Consider the following 16,689-nt stretch of genomic DNA (forward strand, 5'->3'; position numbering starts at 1 on the left):
TCCCCGCGCGAACGGGAGCGGCCCCGCCGGAGCACCGGCGGGGCCGCTGACCTGGTCGGTCGGCTGGGCGGACTACCAGTCCCCGCCGCCGAAGTCGCCACCACCGAAGTCGCCACCGCCACCGAAGTCGGCCGCGTTGAAGTCGGCGCCGGTGAAGTCGCCGCCCTCGTACTGGTCCTGGTAGCCGCCGTCCATCATCGGCGCCGCCGCGTAGGCCGGGGAGCTCATCATCGAGCCGAGCATGGTGCCGACCAGCAGGCCGGGCAGCAGGCCGCCGCCGAAGCCGCTGTAGTACCCGCCGGCGTACGGGGCGTACGCGGGGCCGGCGTTCCAGTACGGCTGCGGGCCCTGGTCGGTGTCGACGGTGCGGATCGCCGGGTCGAGGCCGGCCGCCACCCGGTCCGCGTCGGCCTGGCAGACCGGCACGGCACGGGCGGAGCCGCCGGCCGGGGCCCAGTCCACGTCCTTGACGGACGGGCCGTGCCGCGGGTCCATGAAGCACGGGGGGCGGCGCTCGGGCAGCGGCCGCTTCTCCCGCCGGGCGGCCAGGGTGGCCAGCGAGAAGCGGCCGTCCTCGATCGCCTCGGTGACCTCCTTGACGTCCTCGGGCTTCTTCGCCTCGTCCATCAGCCGCTTGGACTTCTCGTACGAGTCCAGGGCGTGGGTGTAGTCGGTGCGCTGGGCGTCGTCGGCGTCGGCCGCGGCCGGGCTGAAGTCGAGCCGGTCCAGCTCCTCGCCGAAGGCGGTGATGTCCTCGTCCACGACCCGGCGCAGCTGCTCCAGCTCGGCCCTGGCCTGCTCCTCCTTGCGCTTCTTGGCGCGGCGGAACAGCAGGAAGACGCCGGTGCCGGCGAGCGCGACCAGCACGAGCGGGATGACCACCCAGGCGATCGAGGTGCTGTGGTTGACCCCGGTGCCCTTGGTCTGCGGGGCGGCCTGGTCGACGAAGGAGTTCAGGGTGGCGTTGATGTCGCCGCCGTTGGAGCGCTGGGCCGCGCCGGCGATGCGCTGGGCCTGGGCGGCGCCCATCGCGCCGCGGTCGCCGCCGGCGTCGAGCTTGCCGTCGTGCCAGACCGCGTAGACGCCGTCGACGCCCACCAGGGTGCGGAGGTCCTGGAGGGTGGACTTCGCGTACGCGGAGTCGGGGATGACCGCGATGAAGATCGGCTTGTCGGCCTTGTCGATCTTCTTGCTCAGGGCGTCGGCCTGGGACTCGCTGAATCGGCTGGTCATGGCCGGGGCGACGTAGACCTGGCCCTTCTTCAGGGTGGCCGCGGCATCACTCAGCCCGCCGGCGGCCGAGGCCGCGGGCGCCACCAGGAGCAGCAGCCCGAGCAGCGCCGCCACCAGGGCAAGCGGCCCGGCGCCCCGGGAACGTCGTGCAAGGGTTCTCATGCCCCCGACGCTACCGCGACCGGCGGCTGAGCACGCCATACCCTTCGCATACTGGTACTGACAAGAGCCCCCGCCGTCCGCCGGGCCCGCTCCCCTCCTCGGGGATGATGTTTCCCCCAGCCACCCCTGAGGCGGGTTCCGGGCGGGAACCCCGCGAGGCTCCCGGACGTACGTTCCGGCGGGTCCGACCGGGCTCCGGGGCACTGCGGGGGGCGTGCCGACCGTACCGTGCGAACGGGCATAGTGGTCCCGGACCACCGGTCCCATTGCCTTTTCTTTACTCAGCTCGTTCCTGACCCGACTCCCGATCGGAGCACTTGGTGATCATCGGCCTCGTCACCGCCGTGGCGGCATCCGCCTGCTACGGCACCGGCTCGGTCCTCCAGGCCGTCGGATCCCGCCGCTCCGCGCGGGAGGAGGCCGCCAAGGGCGCCACCACCTCGACCACCGAGCACGGCGGCCCGAGCCTGTCCTCGACCGCGAAGGCCGCCGTCACCTGGGAGTTCATCCTCGGCACGGTGCTCGACCTGATCGGTTTCGGGCTCGGCGCACTGGCCGCCCGACTGCTGCCGCTGTTCCTGTCCCAGACCATCATCAGCGCCAACCTGGTGATCACCGCGGTGCTCAGCATCAAGCTGCTGGGGATCCGGCTCAAGCAGCTGGAGTGGGCGTCGATCGCCGTGCTCTGCTCGGCGCTGGTGCTGCTGGCCGTCTCGGCGGGGCCGGAGGGCGGCCACCACGCGGCGATGTCCTTCCACTGGTGGCTGCTGATCATCACCACCGTGCTGCTGGTCGGCGGCAGCCTGCTGGTGCGGCGGATGGGCGCCAACGGCGCGATCGTCGCCGGTCTGCTCTCCGGCCTCGGCTTCGGCGCCCTGGGCGTCGGGGTGCGCATCCTCAACGGCATCGAGCCGTTCGCGTTCGGCGAGCTGCTCTCCGACCCGGCGCTGTACGCGGTCCTGGTCGGCGGTCTCGGCGGCATGTACATCCACACCGTGGCGCTGCAGATCGGCTCAGTGAACGGCGCGACCGCCGCGCTGGTGGTCGGCGAGACGGTGCTGCCCGGCGCGGTCGGCGTGCTCTGGCTCGGCGACTCCTCCAAGGCCGGCCTGGGCTGGCTCGGTGTGATCGGCTTCCTGCTCGCGGTGGTCGCCGCGGTCGGGGTCGCCTACTTCGGCCAGGACACCCACGGCACGCCCGGGGAGCCGGCCGTCCAGGAGCCCGAACTCACCCGGAAGTAGCGCGGGGCGTGCCCCGCGGACCCCGTCCGACCGGGCGGAGGTCCGCGGGGCACGCCCGACGGCTCAGCCTCCGCTGCGGGCGCGCGGCACCCGCTGGCAGCGGGGGCAGAAGTAGCTGGAGCGGTTCATCCAGGCCGCCCGCCGGATCGGGGTGCCGCAGCGCCGGCAGGGCTCCTGCTCGCGGCCGTAGGCGTCGAGGTCCCGGGAGAAGTAGCCGCTCTCGCCGTTCACGTTGACGTAGAGGCTGTCGAAGCTGGTGCCGCCGACGGCGAGCGCCGCGGTCATCACGTCCCGGGCGTTGGCCAGCAGCAGCAGGGCCTGCGGGCGGGTGAGGGTCGTGGTCGGGCGGTCGTAGTGCAGCTTGGAGCGCCACAGCGCCTCGTCGGCGTAGATGTTGCCGACGCCGCTGATCAGGGTCTGGTCGAGCAGGGCGCGCTTGACGGTGGTCCGCTTGGCGCGCAGCGCGGCCGCGAAGGCGGCGTCGTCGAAGCGCGGGTCGAGCGGGTCGCGGGCGATGTGCGCGATGGACACCGGGGTGCCCTCCGGGTCCCCGTCCTCGGCCTCCTCGACCGCCAGGCCGCCGAAGGTCCGCTGGTCGACGAAGCGCAGTTCGCGCCCGCCGTCGGCGAAGCGCAGCCGCACCCGCAGGTGCGTCTCGTCGGGTACGGACGGGTCCTGGACGAGCAGCTGGCCGCTCATCCCGAGGTGGCCGATCAGCGAGAAGCCCGCGCCCGTCCCGGCCAGCGGCACCCACAGGTACTTGCCGCGGCGCTGCGCGGTGCCGAGGATGGTGCCGGTGAGCCGGGCGGTGAAGTCGGCCGCGCCGGCCGGCTGGCGGCGCACCGCGCGCGGGTGCAGCACCTGGACGTCGGCGACGGTCCGCCCGGCCACCCAGTTGGCCAGACCACGGCGGACGACCTCGACCTCGGGAAGTTCGGGCACGGGAACACGCCTCCTGCTCGGTACGGATCAGCAGGAGTGAAGGCTACTTCGAGGTCACGCCCCGGCGGGCAGCCGGTCGGCGTACTTCTCCTTGATCGCGCGCCAGGCGCTCTCGGCGGCCTTCTGCTCGGCTTCCTTCTTCGAACGGCCGACGCCGCTGCCGAAGTCCTCGCCGGCCACCCGGGCCGCCGCGGTGAAGGTCTTCTCGTGGTCCGGACCGGACTCCATGACCACGTACTCCGGCACGCCGATGCCCACCGAGGCGGTGAGCTCCTGCAGGCTGGTCTTCCAGTCCAGGCCGGCTCCCAGCTGAGAGGACTCCTCGATCAGCGGGTCGAACAGCCGGTGGACGAACTCGGTGGCCGCGTCCAGTCCCCGGTCCAGGTAGACGGCGCCGATCACGGCCTCGACGGTGTCGGCGAGGATCGACGACTTGTCGCGGCCGCCGGTGCCCTCCTCGCCCTTGCCGAGGCGGATGAACGCGCCGAGGTCCAGACCACGGCCGACGTCCGCCAATGCGCGGGAGTTGACCACCGCGGCGCGCAGCTTGGCGAGCGTGCCCTCCGGGACGTCCGGGTGGACGCGGTAGAGGGTGTCGGTCACCACGAGGCCCAGCACCGAGTCGCCGAGGAACTCCAGGCGCTCGTTGGTGGGCAGCCCGCCGTTCTCGTACGCGTACGAGCGGTGGGTCAGGGCACGTACCAGAAGGGCGCGCTCGAGTGTGTACCCGAGGCGCCCTTCCAGGACGTCGTATTCGGTCGAAGCCGGCCCGCCGGCCTTGCCGCCGCCCGAAGAACCCTTCGGGGCGGTGGTCGCCTTGCGGGTGGAGTTACCGTCCGACATCGATCCGTACACCCCGCCGATCAGACCGAGAGGACCTGGCGACGGTTGTACGTGCCGCAGCTCGGGCACGCGATGTGGCCCAGCTTCGGCTCGTGGCAGCGGTCGCACGCCACGAGGGCCGGAACGACGGCCTTCCAGTTGGACCGACGGTGGCGCGTGTTGCTGCGCGACATCTTCCGCTTCGGAACAGCCACGGCTACTTCTCCTGGTTCTCGGCGAGACCCTCACGGGTGTCGCTGTTCTTAGATCCGTCACCCTCGTCGCCGGGGGCGGCGGAGAGTCCCTGCAGAGCCGCCCACCGGGGGTCGACGGCATCGTGGTGGTGCGCCGGGTCGTCGCTCAGGCGCGCTCCGCACTCGGAGCACAGGCCCAGGCAGTCTTCCTGGCACACCGGCTGCAGCGGCAGTGCGAGCACCACCGCGTCACGCAGCACCGGCTGGAGGTCGAAGAAGTCGCCCTCCAGACGGTAAGTCTCTTCTTCCGAGTCCTCGTCGAGGTCCTCGGTCCCGGTCGTCCGGGCGCGGTGGCGCTCGTCGGACTCCGGGTAGTAGTACAGCTCCTGGAAGTCCACGTCGATGTCGAACTCGACGGGCTCCAGGCACCGGACGCACTCGCCCTCGACGTGGGCCTCGGCGGTGCCGGTGACCAGCACGCCCTCGACCACGGACTCCAGGCGGAGCTCCAGGTCGATCGGGCTCTTCTCCGGCACGCCGATGACGTCGATGATCCCGAAGCCTTCGGGGGCCTCCAGGGTCCGGCTCACCTTGCGCATCGAGCCCGGACGCCGACCGAGCTCGTGCGTGTCGAACACGAGGGGGTCGCGGTGGTCGAGGCGGTTCACGGTGTCCTGACTTCCTGGGGGGATCTTCGGTGGCGTCTCCGCCCGGACCGGCGTTGCGAGGGCAAGCCGACAGCCGGACATGGAGGGGCCGGAGTGGTCAGACTACCGGAGTCTCCCGTCAGGCCCAACTTCGGTCCCGTCAGGAGACTCCCGCACCGCCGCGCCGGGCCGGTTCAGCGGCCGCCGAGCTCCCGCAGCCTGGTCATGTCGATCATGCTGGTGTCGAAGAAGCTGGTCTCGTCCAGGCCCTGCCCCTGGCCCTGCTGCTGGCCCTGCTGCTGGTGCGGCACGGCCGGCGGCGCGGTGGGCTGCTGGGGGTAGGCGTAGCCGTCGTACGACTGCGCGGCGTAGCCCTGCTGCTGGGGATAGCTGTAGCCGCCCTGCTGGTCCTGGTAGCCCTGCTGCTGGTAGCCGCCCTGCTGCTGGCCCCACTGGGTGTTGTACGGGTCGCCCTGGCCGGCCGGGTCGTAGCCGCCGTACACCTCGACGTACTGCCCGCCCGGCTGCTGGGCGGCCGCGTACTGGTCGGTGCCGGGGGCCTGCCAGTCGGCCGCGGCCGGGGTCTGCTCCGGCCAGGTCTGCTGCTGCGGGACGTCCTCGCGGTACCAGGCGATGTCGTCGCCCTCGGGGTCGTGGGCGAAGCCCGCGGCCACCGCCTCGGCCCGCTCCTTGGCCTGCTGGGCCTGGTCGGCGGCGGCGAGGTAGGCGCCCAGCTCGTCGATCGGCCGCTTGCCGAGCAGCTTGTCCCGGCCCTTGCCGACGGCCTCCAGGGTGGCGCCGAGCACGTTCTCCAGGGTGGCGAGCTTCACATCGACGTACTCGTCGACCTCGGGGCTCGGGCTGATCCGCTGCGGACGGAACTCCTCGCCGTCGCTCTCGGTGTCGGGCTCGGCCTCGAAGACGCTGGACTCGCCGCGCAGCTTGGTGCGGCCGCGGCCGACCGCGCCCAGCGTCTTGGTCAGCACGACCTCGAAGTTGGCGAGCTTGCTGTCCACGTAGTCGTCGGCCTCGGCCCGCTTGGTGTCGACCTCGGCGCGCGCCTCGGCGAGGATCCGGTCGGCCTCGGCCTGGGCCCGGCGGACCACCTCGGTGTCCGAGATCAGCGAGCCGCGCTCGGCGTGCGCGCCCTGGATGATCCGGTCGGCCTCGGCCTGGGCGCCCGCCACCACCTGCTCGTGGTCGGCCATCACCGACTGGGCCTGGGCCAGTTCGGCGGGCAGCGCCGACCTGAGGTCGTTGAGCAGGCCGATCAGCTCGGCCCGGTTCACCACGCAGGAGGCCGACATCGGCATCGAGCGGGCGTTCTCGACCGCCGCCACGATCTCGTCGACCTTGTTCTGCACGTCCACGGGGCTTCGTCTTTCCGTGTGCCGCCGACGGTCCGGCGGAGGCAGGCCCGACGCGGTGGACCTCACCGCAGGGCAGGAATACAGACTGTACGGCCACTGCCGGGCACGGTCACAACGCCTCAGCCGAACCGGTCTGCCGCCCGCGGGACGATCCGTGACGAACCGGCAGGAAAGGGACGGACGGCTACTGCTGGGCCTTGCGCTCCGCGATCCGCTCCACCAGCCGGCCGTGCACCGTCGCGGGCAGCAGGTGCGAGACGTCGCCGCCGTACGAGGCGACCTCCTTGACCAGCGTCGAGGAGAGGAAGCTGTACGTCGGCGAGGTCGGCACGAACAGCGTCTCCACCCCGGTCAGACCGTGGTTCATCTGGGCCATCTGGAGCTCGTAGTCGAAGTCGCTGACGGCGCGCAGGCCCTTGATGATCGCGGGGATGCCGCGCTCCCGGCAGTAGTCCACCAGCAGGCCGTGGTGCGACTCGACCACCACGTTCCCGAAGCCGGCGGTGACCTCCTCGATCAGGCCGATCCGCTCCTCGACGGTGAACATGCCCTGCTTGTTCCGGTTGATCAGGACCGCGATGTGCACCATGTCGTACAGCTTCGAAGCCCGCTCGATGATGTCGAGGTGGCCGTTGGTGATCGGGTCGAACGAACCGGGACAGACGGCTCGGCGCATGGCGTGTGTGCTCCCTCGTGGGATGACGGCTGCTGCGGGCGGCGGCCCGCTACTCCTGCTCGCCGGCCGCGGCGGCGCGACCGTACCAGAGCGTTCCCTCGCCGTAGCGGCGGGAGCGGAGCTCCTCGAAGCCCTCGGGCCAGTCGAAGCCGCCGCCGCGGGTGCTGCGCTCCACGGTGACGAGTGCGTCCTCCGTGAGCCAGCCCCCGGCCAGGAGTGTGATCAGCATCTCGCGGACCTCCTCGTCCGTCACCACGTACGGCGGGTCGAGGAAGACCAGGTCGTACGGGCTCTGCGGAGGCGGGCCGGCGATCACCTTCTCGGCCCTGGCCGCCCGCACCTCGGCGCCGGGCAGGCCGATCGTCCGGACGTTCTCCCGGATCACCCGGGCCGCCTGGGCGTCCGCCTCGACCAGCAGGACGTGCTCGGCGCCGCGCGACAGCGCCTCCAGCCCGACCGCGCCCGATCCGCCGAACAGGTCCAGCATCCGGGTTCCGCGCACGGTTCCGTGCAGCGCCTCCAGGGTGGAGAACATCGCCTCGCGGGCCTTGTCGGAGGTCGGTCGGGTGCCCCGGCCGGGCGGTACGGCCAGCCGGCGGCCGCCGGCCGCCCCGGCGATCACGCGGGTCATGGTGGTGGGAGGTCCTTTCGTCGCTGCCCGACCACGCTATCCCGCCCCGACCCGCAGGAGCGCGCCGGTGCCGGACCGGTGCGGCCCGGCGGGACGCTCCCGCCGGGCCGCACCGTCACCCACGGGTGGTCAGCTCGCCTCGGAGTCCGCCGCCTGGGCCGGGGCGCTCGCGCCGAGCAGGGCCGGCGAGGCGTAGCGGGACCAGGACAGGCAGCCGTCGGGCGGGCAGAACTCGGGGCGGCGCGGGTCGTGCCCGAGCTCGCGCAGCTTGGTCCGGACGGAGTCGGGCGTGCGACCGAAGCGGGCGGCGATCCGGGCGACGGTCTCGCCGTCGTGGAAGCGCCGGACCAGCTCCTCCTCGTGCTGCGGCACCCAGGGGGCGCCGTGGCCGGGGTACAGCTCGCGCAGCACGTCGCGGTCGGGGATGGGCTCGGAGACGTCGGCGACGATCGCCAGCGCCCGCAGCGCGCGGTTGAGCGCGATCCGCAGCGAGGCGACGTCCTCGACCGGCAGGCGGAGCCGGCCCGAGGCGAGCGGTGCGGCGGCCGCCCCCTCGCGCCAGCCGGTCAGGGTGAGGGTGACCTCGCGGTCGTCGTCGCTGGCGAGTTCGATCCGGAAGACCTTGTCGCCCAGCGGGAGCTCGTTGAGATGACGGAATGCCATGGCATGACCCCCAAGTGTCGTGCCAGGTACGCACCTTGGAGGTGCGCCCTGAACACCTTCATTCTCTCCCGGGGGTCTGACAATCCGGCTCCGCCGGAACGGCTCAGCCCTTCTCCATGTAGGCCGCGCGGTCCTCGTCGAGCAGGCTCTCCAGCGCGGTGCGCAGCTCCGGGTGGGCGGCGAGGTCCGGGTCCTCGGCGACCAGGCCGGTGGCCTCGGTGCGGGCGGTGAGGATGACCTCCTCGTCCTCCAGGACCGAGAGCACCTTGAGCGAGGACTTCACCCCGGACTGCGCCTGGCCCAGCACGTCGCCCTCGCGGCGCTGTTCGAGGTCGATCCGGGACAGCTCGAAGCCGTCCAGGGTGCCCGCCACCGCGTCCAGCCGGGCCCTCGCGGCGCTGCCCCCGGGCATCTCGCTGACCAGCAGGCACAGGCCCGCCGCACTGCCGCGGCCGACCCGGCCGCGCAGCTGGTGGAGCTGGGAGACGCCGAAGCGGTCGGCGTCCATGATGACCATCGCGGTGGAGTTGGGGACGTTGACGCCGACCTCGATCACCGTGGTGGCGACCAGCACGTCCACCTCGCCGGCCGCGAACCGGCGCATCACCTCGTCCTTGGCCTCCGGTGCGAGCCGGCCGTGCAGGATCTCCACCCGCAGCCCGGCGAGCGGCCCCCTGACCAGCTTGTCGGCCGTCTCCACCACCGAGAGCGGGGGCCGCCGTTCGTCGCTCGCGGCGCCCGCGTCGGCGACCTCCTCGAAGTCCTCCTCGGCGGCCCTGCGGCGCTTCTTCCCGACGTCGGCGGCGGGCTCCTCGTCCCCGATCCGGGGGCAGACCACGTACGCCTGGTGGCCCTTGGCGACCTCCTCGCGGACCCGCTCCCAGGCCCGGGTGAGGAAGTTGGGCTTCTCCAGGGCCGGGACGACGTGGGTGGAGATCGGCGAGCGGCCGGCCGGCAGCTGGTCCAGGACGGAGGTCTCCAGGTCCCCGAAGACGGTCATCGCGACGGTGCGCGGGATCGGGGTGGCGGTCATCACCAGCAGGTGCGGCGGCTGCTCGCCCTTGGCGCGCAGCGCGTCCCGCTGCTCGACGCCGAAGCGGTGCTGCTCGTCCACCACGACCAGGCCGAGGTCCTGGAACTGCACCTTGTCCTCGATCAGCGCGTGGGTGCCGATGGCGATCCCGGCGTCCCCGCAGGCCATGTCGAGCAGCGCCTGGCGGCGGGCGGGGACGCCCATCGAGCCGGTCAGCAGCACCACCCGGGTGCCGAGGTCGGAGCCTCCCAGCATGCCGCCCTCGGCGAGGTCCCCCATCATCTCGACGATCGAGCGGTGGTGCTGCTGGGCGAGCACCTCGGTGGGCGCGAGCAGCACCGCCTGGCCGCCCGCGTCCACCACGGCGAGCATGGCGCGCAGGGCGACGAGAGTCTTCCCCGAGCCGACCTCGCCCTGGAGCAGCCGGTGCATCGGGTGCTCGGTGGCCAGGTCGGCGGCGATCTCGGCGGAGACCTTCTGCTGGCCCTCGGTGAGGGTGAACGGCAGCCGGGCGTCGAAGGCGTCCAGCAGGCCGCCCTCGCGGGCCCGGCGCGGCTTGGCGGGCAGGGCGGAGTCGGCGGCCCGGCGCTGGGCGAGGGCGACCTGCAGCACGAAGGCCTCGTCCCAGCGCAGCCGGCTCTGGGCGCGCTCGCGGTCGGCGTGGCCGCGCGGGCGGTGGATCAGCTCCAGCGCCTCGGGCAGCGGGATCAGGTCGTGCCGCTCGCGCAGTTCGGCGGGCAGCGGTTCGCCGACGTCGCCGAGGTGCTTGGTGAGCGCGGTCTCGATGCAGATCGACAGCTTCCAGCTGGGCATCTGCGCGCTGGCGCCGTACACCGGGATGAGCCGGCCGGCGAACTGCCGTGCCGCGTCCGACCCGGCGTCCTCGTCGAGCAGCTGGTAGTCCGGGGAGACGAGCTGGCGGGTCCGGTTGAAGACCCCGACCTTGCCCGCGAACAGGCCCTGGGCGCCGGCCCTGAGCTCCTTCTGCCGCCAGCCCTGGTTGAAGAAGACCAGCGAGAGCCGGCTGCGGCCGTCGGTGACGACGACCTCCAGTCGGTCGCCCTTGCGCCCGCGGAACGGGATCAGGGTGACCTTCTCGATCCTGGCCAGCACGGTGACGTGCTCGTCGACCTCCAGCTCGTCCAGGCTGGTGAGCTGGCCGCGTTCGACGTAGCGGCGCGGATAGTGGTGCAGCAGGTCCCCGACCGTGCGCAGCTTGAGGCTGTCGGCGAGCACCTTCGCGGTGCGGTCGCCGACGAGCTTGGTCAGTGGTTCATCGAGAGCGCCCATCAGGCCCCTGTCTACACCACCGGACGGACAGAACGGCGCTGGTCGCCCGCCCGTCCGCCGCCGGGGCGGCGCTACTCGACCCCGATGAGGAGCGGCGCCGGTTCCTGGCCGCCGTGGAAGACCACCGCGTCCACCTCGGGCCGCCGGTGCCGGACGTGGGCGACGAGCCGTTCGGCGAGCGCCTCGTCGGCGCCCTCGCCGAGGATCAGGGTGACGAGTTCACCGCCCGCGCCGAGCATCCGGTCCAGCACGCTCTCGCCGACCTCGGCCAGGCCGACGCCTATCACCGCGACGTCGCCGTCGATCAGCCCGAGCACGTCCCCGGCCTGGCAGACCCCGGCCATCGTCCAGGACTCCCCCTCGGCGACGGCCAGCTCGGCGTACCGGGTGGCCCCGGCGGCGGAGGTCATGGCGACCACGTCCTCGTCGAAGCGGCGGCCGCCCTCGTGCACCGCCAGCGCCGCCAGTCCCTGCACCGGCGAGCGGGTGGGCAGGACGGCGATCCGCACCCCCTCCTCGCGCAGTTGGTCGGCGGCGGCCCCGGCGGCGGCGCGCAGCTCGGGGTCGTTGAGCAGCAGGACGACCTCGCGGGCGGCCGAGCGGCGCACGGCGGCGGCGAGTTCGGCGCTGGCCGGCGGGCGGTCCGGGTCGGCGTGCAGGACGACGGCGCCGGCCTGCTCGCAGAGTTCGGCCAGGCCCCCGCCGGAGACCACCGAGAGCACCGCCCGGGCCCGTTCCTCGCGCTCGCCGCGCTCGGCGGCGCTGCCGGAGCGGGCGGCGGCCTCGGCGAAGTGGGTGATCCGGATCTGGTGCGGGCGCCCGGCTCCGACCCCGGCTTCCACGGCGGCGCCCGCGTCGTCCACGTGGACGTGGACGTTCCACAGGCCGTCGCCGCCGCCGATCACCAGGGAGTCGCCGAGTTCGCCGAGCCGCGCGCGCAGCGCGGGCAGCGCCTCGTCGGGGGCGTCCAGCAGGTAGATGACCTCGAAGGCGGGGTGGCCGGGGCCGGGCGGCCTGAGGTGGGTCTCGCAGCTCTCGACGGCCCGGATGTCGCCGCGCAGCGCGACCGGCCCCATCGGCTGCTGCCCGGCGACGGCGTCGGCGAGCGCGCCGAGGACGGCCACCAGGCCGCGCCCGCCGGCGTCCACCACACCGTTCTCGGCCAGCACGGCGAGCTGTTCGGGGGTGTGCCGCAGCGCGTCCCGGGCGGCCCGGTAGGCGGTGTCGGCGACCTGCGCGAGCCCGTCCCCGGCCCGTACGGCCTCCCGGGCGGCGACCCGGGCGACGGTCAGCAGGGTGCCCTCGACGGGCTCCGCGACGGCCTGGTACGCGGAGTCGGCGGCCCGCTGCAGGGCGGCCCGCAGCTGTTCGGCGCCGCCGCCCTCGGCCAGCGTCTCGGCGGTGCCGCGCAGCCACTGGGCGAGGATCACCCCGGAGTTGCCGCGGGCACCGACCAGCGCGCCGCGGGCCATCGCCCGGACCGTGTCGGCCAGCCCGGGGCCCGGGTCGACGGGGTCGGCGAAGCGGCTCTCCACCTCGGCGGCGGCGGACTCGACGGTCAGGTAGAGGTTGGTGCCGGTGTCGCCGTCCGGGACGGGATAGACGTTGAGCGCGTCGATCTCCTCGCGGGCCTGGCCGAGCGCGCGGAGGGCGAGCTGGCACCAGGTGCGCACGGCCGGGGCGTCGAGCGTGTGCAGCACCAGGTCTCCTCCGGATGGGACGCCGACATGGCCGGGCAATGAACGGCGAGGGGTGATACCGGCAGGTTATCGGGGCTCGGGTGGGGTCGTCCGGACCGGCGACCGGAGCGATCACTCGGCCGGTCATGGTAGTTTCGTGGGACGGAAGCAAGCGTTGTATGCTCTTCCGGTTGCCTGGAACCGTCCAGGCTCACCCCCTTGTCCGGTCTGGTTCACGTGAGTGTTCTGGTGGCTGAGCGGGGTTTTCGAAAGTATCTGATCTGAAGTCTTGGAGTGACTCCTGTGGCTGCCAACTGCGACGTCTGCGGCAAGGGGCCGGGCTTCGGCAACAGCATCTCCCACTCTCACCGCCGTACCCCCCGTCGTTGGAACCCCAACATTCAGACGGTGCGCGCTGTGATTGGGCGGACGCCGAAGCGGCTCAACGTCTGCACCTCGTGCATCAAGGCCGGTAAGGTCTCGCGCTGACGCGCAGACCGGCAAGCCGGTCCTCCAGTGAGCCGGTTCATCCTCGGATGAGCCGGCTTCGCTGTTTCCGTGGCCGACTACGCCGATTTCCGGACTCACCAGTGGTGGGCGGACTCCATCCAGGAGCCCGCCCACCTCTGTTTTCCCGGGTTCCTCAGCGCCAGCGCCAGGCGTGGTCGACCGGGCCGATGCCGGCGCCCAGGGCGAAGCCCCCGGCGATCGCGCCGGTGATGTACTCCTTGGCCGAGGCCACCGCCCGCGGCAGCGGCTCGCCCTTGGCCAGGCCGGAGGCGATCGCGCTGGCCAGGGTGCAGCCGGTGCCGTGGGTGTGGCGGTTGTCGTAGCGCGGCGCCCGGAACCAGTGCACCTCGTCCGGTCCGCCGTACAGCAGGTCGGCGGCCTCGCCCTCCAGGTGGCCGCCCTTGACCAGCGCCCAGCGCGGCCCGAGGTCGACCAGCGCCTTGGCGGCGTCCAGCATCTGCGACTCGTCCTCGACGGTCAGCCCGGTGAGCTGGGTCACTTCGTGCAGGTTGGGGGTGGCCAGGGTGGCGACCGGCAGCAGCTTCTCGCGGACGGTCGCGACGGCCTCGGCGACCAGCAGCGCGTCCCCGTGCTTGGAGACCCCGACCGGGTCGACCACCACCGGGGCGTCCACCCCGGCCAGCAGTTCGGCGACGGTCTCGACGAGTTCGACCGAGGCGAGCATGCCGGTCTTCACGGCCTGCACCCCGATGTCGTCCACCACACTGCGGAACTGCGCCCGGACGGCCTCGGCGGGCAGCTCCCAGTAGCCCTGGACGCCGAGCGAGTTCTGCGCGGTGACGGCGGTGATCACGCTCATGCCGTGGACGCCGAGGGCGAGCATCGCCTTGAGGTCGGCCTGGATGCCGGCACCGCCGCCGGAGTCGGAGCCGGCGACGGTGAGCACGCGGGGGGGTGCGGTGGAGGACATGGCCCCAACCTACCCGCGCGGTCTCAGAGCACCGCCTCGGACTCCGCCCAGCGGTCCCGCGGCACCGTCTTCAGCCGGGTCACCGCGTCGCCGATCGGCAGCAGCTCGATGCCGGTCCGGCGCAGCGCGGTGAAGTGCCCGAACGCCCCCCGGTGGACGGCCTCCACGGCGTGCCAGCCGAACCGGGTGGCGAGCACCCGGTCGTAGGCGGTCGGGGTGCCGCCGCGCTGGACGTGGCCGAGGATGACCGGGCGGGCCTCCTTGCCGAGCAGGTTCTCCAGCTCGTGGGCGAGCCGGGTGCCGATCCCGCCGAAGGTCCGGTGGCCGTACTGGTCGACCTCGCCGTGGTCGAAGCGCATGGTGCCGGGCACCGGGCAGGCGCCCTCGGCGACGGCGATGATGGCGAACTTCTTGCCGCGCGCGAAGCGGTCCTCGATTATCCGGGCCACCGCCTCGATGTCGAAGGGCTTCTCCGGGATCAGGATGCCGTGGGCGCCGCCGGCCATGCCCGCGGTGAGGGTGATCCAGCCGGTGTGCCGGCCCATCAACTCGACCACCATGACGCGCTGGTGGGACTCCGCGGTGGTCTTCAGCCGGTCGATCGCCTCGGTCGCGACGTGGACGGCGGTGTCGAAGCCGAAGGTCATGTCGGTGGTGTCGATGTCGTTGTCGATGGTCTTCGGCACCCCGACCACGGGCAGTCCGGCGTCGCTGAACAGCTTGGCGGCGGTCAGCGTCCCCTCGCCGCCGATCGCGATCAGCGCGTCGATGCCGATCTCCCGGGCCAGCGTCTTGGCGTTCTCCACCGCCCAGACGATCCGGTCCCGCCGCACCCGGGCCGAGCCCAGGATGGTGCCGCCGAGGGTGAGCAGGCCGGTGACGTCGTCGTGGGTGACGGTCCTGGTGCGGCCCTCGATCAGTCCGAGGAAGCCGTCCAGGATGCCGACGATCTCGTCCCCGTGGACGTCGGTGCCCCGGTGCACCACCGAGCGGATCACCGCGTTGAGGCCGGGGCAGTCGCCGCCGCTGGTCAGTACACCGATGCGCATCTGTGGTGTGCTCCCACTCGCAGTGGTTCGGACCATCCGCGCCGGACGGGCGGCTGGGATGGCGCAAGCCTACGCACAACGCACCCGCGAATCCCGTCCCCGCACACCGGAGCGTCACGCGCCGTCCGTCGTACGGGGATCCGGGAGGACCGCCCGCTACTCGGCGAAGTGGTCCCAGCCGCCGACCCGGTCCCAGGGGGCGCCGTCGACCGTCACCCGGCCGCTGCGGCTGCCCGTCGGGCGGCCGGTCACCTCGCCCACCACCCGCCAGCGGGCCGGGAGTTGGACCCCGCGCGGGAAGGTGGCCACGATCGCGTGGTCCTCGCCGCCGGAGAGCACCCAGACCAGCGGGTCCACCCCGACCGCCTGGCCGATGTCGGCCATCTGCGCCGGGACGTCGAAGTCGGCGGCCTTGAGGTCGATGTCCACCTGGCTGGCCCGGGCCACGTGGCCGAGGTCGGCGACCAGCCCGTCGCTGACGTCGATCATCGAGGTCGCGCCCAACTCGGCCGCCGCCGGGCCCGCGTGGTACGGCGGTTCGGGCCGGCGGTGCGCCTCGACGAAGGCGCGCGGGGAGCGGAAGCCGCGCTGGAGCACGGTCAGCCCGGCGGCGGACCAGCCGAGCCAGCCGGTCACCGCGATCACGTCGCCGACCTGTGCGCCGGAGCGCGTCACCGCCGCACGCCCCTGGAGGTCGCCGAGCGCCGTGATGGCCAGCGTGACGGTGTCGCCGCGCACCACGTCGCCGCCGACCACCGTCGCCCCGGCCACCTGGCACTCGTCGCGCAGCCCGTCCATCAACTCGGTCGCCCAGGTGGTCGGCAGGTCCGCGGGGGCGACCAGGCCGAGCAGGATGGCGGTCGGCACCGCCCCCATCGCGGCCACGTCGGCGAGGTTCTGGGCGGCGGCCTTGCGGCCCACGTCGTAGGCGGTGGACCAGTCCCGGCGGAAGTGCCGGTTCTCGATCAGGACGTCCGTGGTCGCCACCACCCGGCCGTCCGGTGCCCGTACCACCGCGGCGTCGTCACCCGGGCCGAGGTCGACCGCATCGGTGAGCGGTACCCGGGCGGTCAGCTCCCTGATGAGGCCGAACTCGCCGAGCTCGCCCACGGTCCCCTGCATCTGCCGTCCTCTCGCGTTTCCATCCGAATCGGCCCCCGTCGCGCTCCCCCGCGCGCAGCGTACGCCCTTCCGGGGCCCCGGGGTCTCCCCTCCCCGGCCCACCGCGGGGTAGCGTGGTGATCAGACTGCCGGTGAGCCCATCCACCCACACGCCTGACCGGGTGCTCACGGCGGCGATCCCCCCTTGAACCGGCCGCCGGGAGGTCCCCGTGGTACAGGCATACATCCTGATCCAGACCGAGGTTGGGAAGGCCACCTCCGTGGCCCAGACCATTTCCGAGATCCCGGGCGTGCTCACCGCCGAGGACGTCACCGGCCCGTACGACGTGATCGTCAAGGCCGAGGCCGGGACGGTGGACGAGCTGGGCCGCATGGTGGTGGCCCGGGTCCAGAAGGTCGAGGGCATCACCCGCACCCTCACCTGCCCCGTGGTGCACCTCTAGGGCCCGTGGGCCGGGGCGGGCCGGCGCACCGGGAGCCCGGGCGCGTAAGGC

Annotated in this window: 17 protein-coding genes; 3 read left to right on the forward strand and 14 right to left on the reverse strand. The window is 73.0% G+C overall.

Features of this window, described 5'->3' with window-relative positions; translation table 11 throughout:
• Positions 1-72 precede the first annotated feature (72 nt).
• Positions 73-1,395, reverse strand: coding sequence for a hypothetical protein (locus ACGF13_RS37320; RefSeq protein WP_392883823.1), 1,323 nt, complete (start codon positions 1,393-1,395; stop codon positions 73-75).
• Positions 1,396-1,715: 320 nt separating this feature from the next.
• Between ACGF13_RS37320 and ACGF13_RS37325 the strand changes: the two genes are divergently transcribed.
• The gene (locus ACGF13_RS37325; RefSeq protein ID WP_392883825.1) at positions 1,716-2,636 is read left to right on the forward strand and encodes a hypothetical protein; all 921 of its coding nucleotides are present in this window, start codon (positions 1,716-1,718) and stop codon (positions 2,634-2,636) included.
• A gap of 63 nt (positions 2,637-2,699) precedes the next feature.
• Here the strand turns inward: ACGF13_RS37325 and mutM are convergent, their stop codons facing one another.
• From mutM to ACGF13_RS37375, 10 genes are all read right to left on the reverse strand, one after another.
• The gene (gene mutM / locus ACGF13_RS37330; RefSeq protein ID WP_392883827.1) at positions 2,700-3,578 is read right to left on the reverse strand and encodes a bifunctional DNA-formamidopyrimidine glycosylase/DNA-(apurinic or apyrimidinic site) lyase; all 879 of its coding nucleotides are present in this window, start codon (positions 3,576-3,578) and stop codon (positions 2,700-2,702) included.
• 54 nt (positions 3,579-3,632) lie between these two features.
• Positions 3,633-4,421: a ribonuclease III gene (rnc, locus tag ACGF13_RS37335; protein ID WP_392883829.1), complete on the reverse strand. Its 789-nt coding sequence runs from the start codon at positions 4,419-4,421 to the stop codon at positions 3,633-3,635.
• 20 nt (positions 4,422-4,441) lie between these two features.
• Positions 4,442-4,615: a 50S ribosomal protein L32 gene (rpmF, locus tag ACGF13_RS37340; protein WP_030056747.1), complete on the reverse strand. Its 174-nt coding sequence runs from the start codon at positions 4,613-4,615 to the stop codon at positions 4,442-4,444.
• A gap of 2 nt (positions 4,616-4,617) precedes the next feature.
• Positions 4,618-5,262, reverse strand: coding sequence for a YceD family protein (locus tag ACGF13_RS37345; protein ID WP_392883830.1), 645 nt, complete (start codon positions 5,260-5,262; stop codon positions 4,618-4,620).
• A gap of 173 nt (positions 5,263-5,435) precedes the next feature.
• Complete coding sequence (locus tag ACGF13_RS37350) at positions 5,436-6,611, reverse strand: ATP synthase F0 subunit B (protein ID WP_392883831.1); 1,176 nt, start codon at positions 6,609-6,611, stop codon at positions 5,436-5,438.
• Positions 6,612-6,795: 184 nt separating this feature from the next.
• Positions 6,796-7,287, reverse strand: coding sequence for a pantetheine-phosphate adenylyltransferase (coaD, locus tag ACGF13_RS37355; RefSeq protein WP_392883833.1), 492 nt, complete (start codon positions 7,285-7,287; stop codon positions 6,796-6,798).
• A gap of 49 nt (positions 7,288-7,336) precedes the next feature.
• A complete protein-coding gene (gene rsmD, locus ACGF13_RS37360; protein WP_392883834.1) occupies positions 7,337-7,918 on the reverse strand; it encodes a 16S rRNA (guanine(966)-N(2))-methyltransferase RsmD in 582 nt (193 codons plus the stop codon).
• 129 nt (positions 7,919-8,047) lie between these two features.
• Positions 8,048-8,581, reverse strand: coding sequence for a hypothetical protein (locus ACGF13_RS37365; RefSeq protein WP_392883836.1), 534 nt, complete (start codon positions 8,579-8,581; stop codon positions 8,048-8,050).
• A 103-nt stretch (positions 8,582-8,684) separates the two neighbouring features.
• The gene (recG, locus tag ACGF13_RS37370; RefSeq protein ID WP_392883837.1) at positions 8,685-10,904 is read right to left on the reverse strand and encodes an ATP-dependent DNA helicase RecG; all 2,220 of its coding nucleotides are present in this window, start codon (positions 10,902-10,904) and stop codon (positions 8,685-8,687) included.
• A gap of 71 nt (positions 10,905-10,975) precedes the next feature.
• Complete coding sequence (locus tag ACGF13_RS37375; protein WP_392883838.1) at positions 10,976-12,604, reverse strand: DAK2 domain-containing protein; 1,629 nt, start codon at positions 12,602-12,604, stop codon at positions 10,976-10,978.
• Between the two features lie 282 nt (positions 12,605-12,886).
• On the opposite strand from ACGF13_RS37375, the gene rpmB reads away from it, so the two are divergent.
• On the forward strand, positions 12,887-13,072 hold the full coding sequence (gene rpmB / locus ACGF13_RS37380) for a 50S ribosomal protein L28 (RefSeq protein ID WP_014138233.1): 186 nt from the start codon (positions 12,887-12,889) through the stop codon (positions 13,070-13,072).
• Between the two features lie 154 nt (positions 13,073-13,226).
• Here rpmB and thiD read toward each other — a convergent pair whose 3' ends face one another.
• The 3 genes from thiD to ACGF13_RS37395 form a co-directional block, all read right to left on the reverse strand.
• On the reverse strand, positions 13,227-14,024 hold the full coding sequence (gene thiD, locus ACGF13_RS37385; RefSeq protein ID WP_392883839.1) for a bifunctional hydroxymethylpyrimidine kinase/phosphomethylpyrimidine kinase: 798 nt from the start codon (positions 14,022-14,024) through the stop codon (positions 13,227-13,229).
• Positions 14,025-14,047: 23 nt separating this feature from the next.
• Positions 14,048-15,073 carry an ATP-dependent 6-phosphofructokinase gene (locus tag ACGF13_RS37390; protein ID WP_392883841.1) on the reverse strand — a complete coding sequence of 342 codons (1,026 nt, stop codon included), beginning with the start codon at positions 15,071-15,073 and terminating at the stop codon, positions 14,048-14,050.
• 156 nt (positions 15,074-15,229) lie between these two features.
• Positions 15,230-16,195 (reverse strand): thiamine-phosphate kinase, encoded by a 966-nt coding sequence (locus ACGF13_RS37395; protein WP_392883842.1) that lies wholly within the window; start codon positions 16,193-16,195, stop codon positions 15,230-15,232.
• A gap of 209 nt (positions 16,196-16,404) precedes the next feature.
• On the opposite strand from ACGF13_RS37395, the gene ACGF13_RS37400 reads away from it, so the two are divergent.
• The gene (locus tag ACGF13_RS37400) at positions 16,405-16,638 is read left to right on the forward strand and encodes an Lrp/AsnC family transcriptional regulator (protein WP_392883844.1); all 234 of its coding nucleotides are present in this window, start codon (positions 16,405-16,407) and stop codon (positions 16,636-16,638) included.
• The last annotated feature ends 51 nt before the right edge of the window (positions 16,639-16,689 follow it).

It is taken from the genome of Kitasatospora sp. NPDC048286 (genome assembly GCF_043201735.1).
Classification (GTDB): domain Bacteria; phylum Actinomycetota; class Actinomycetes; order Streptomycetales; family Streptomycetaceae; genus Kitasatospora.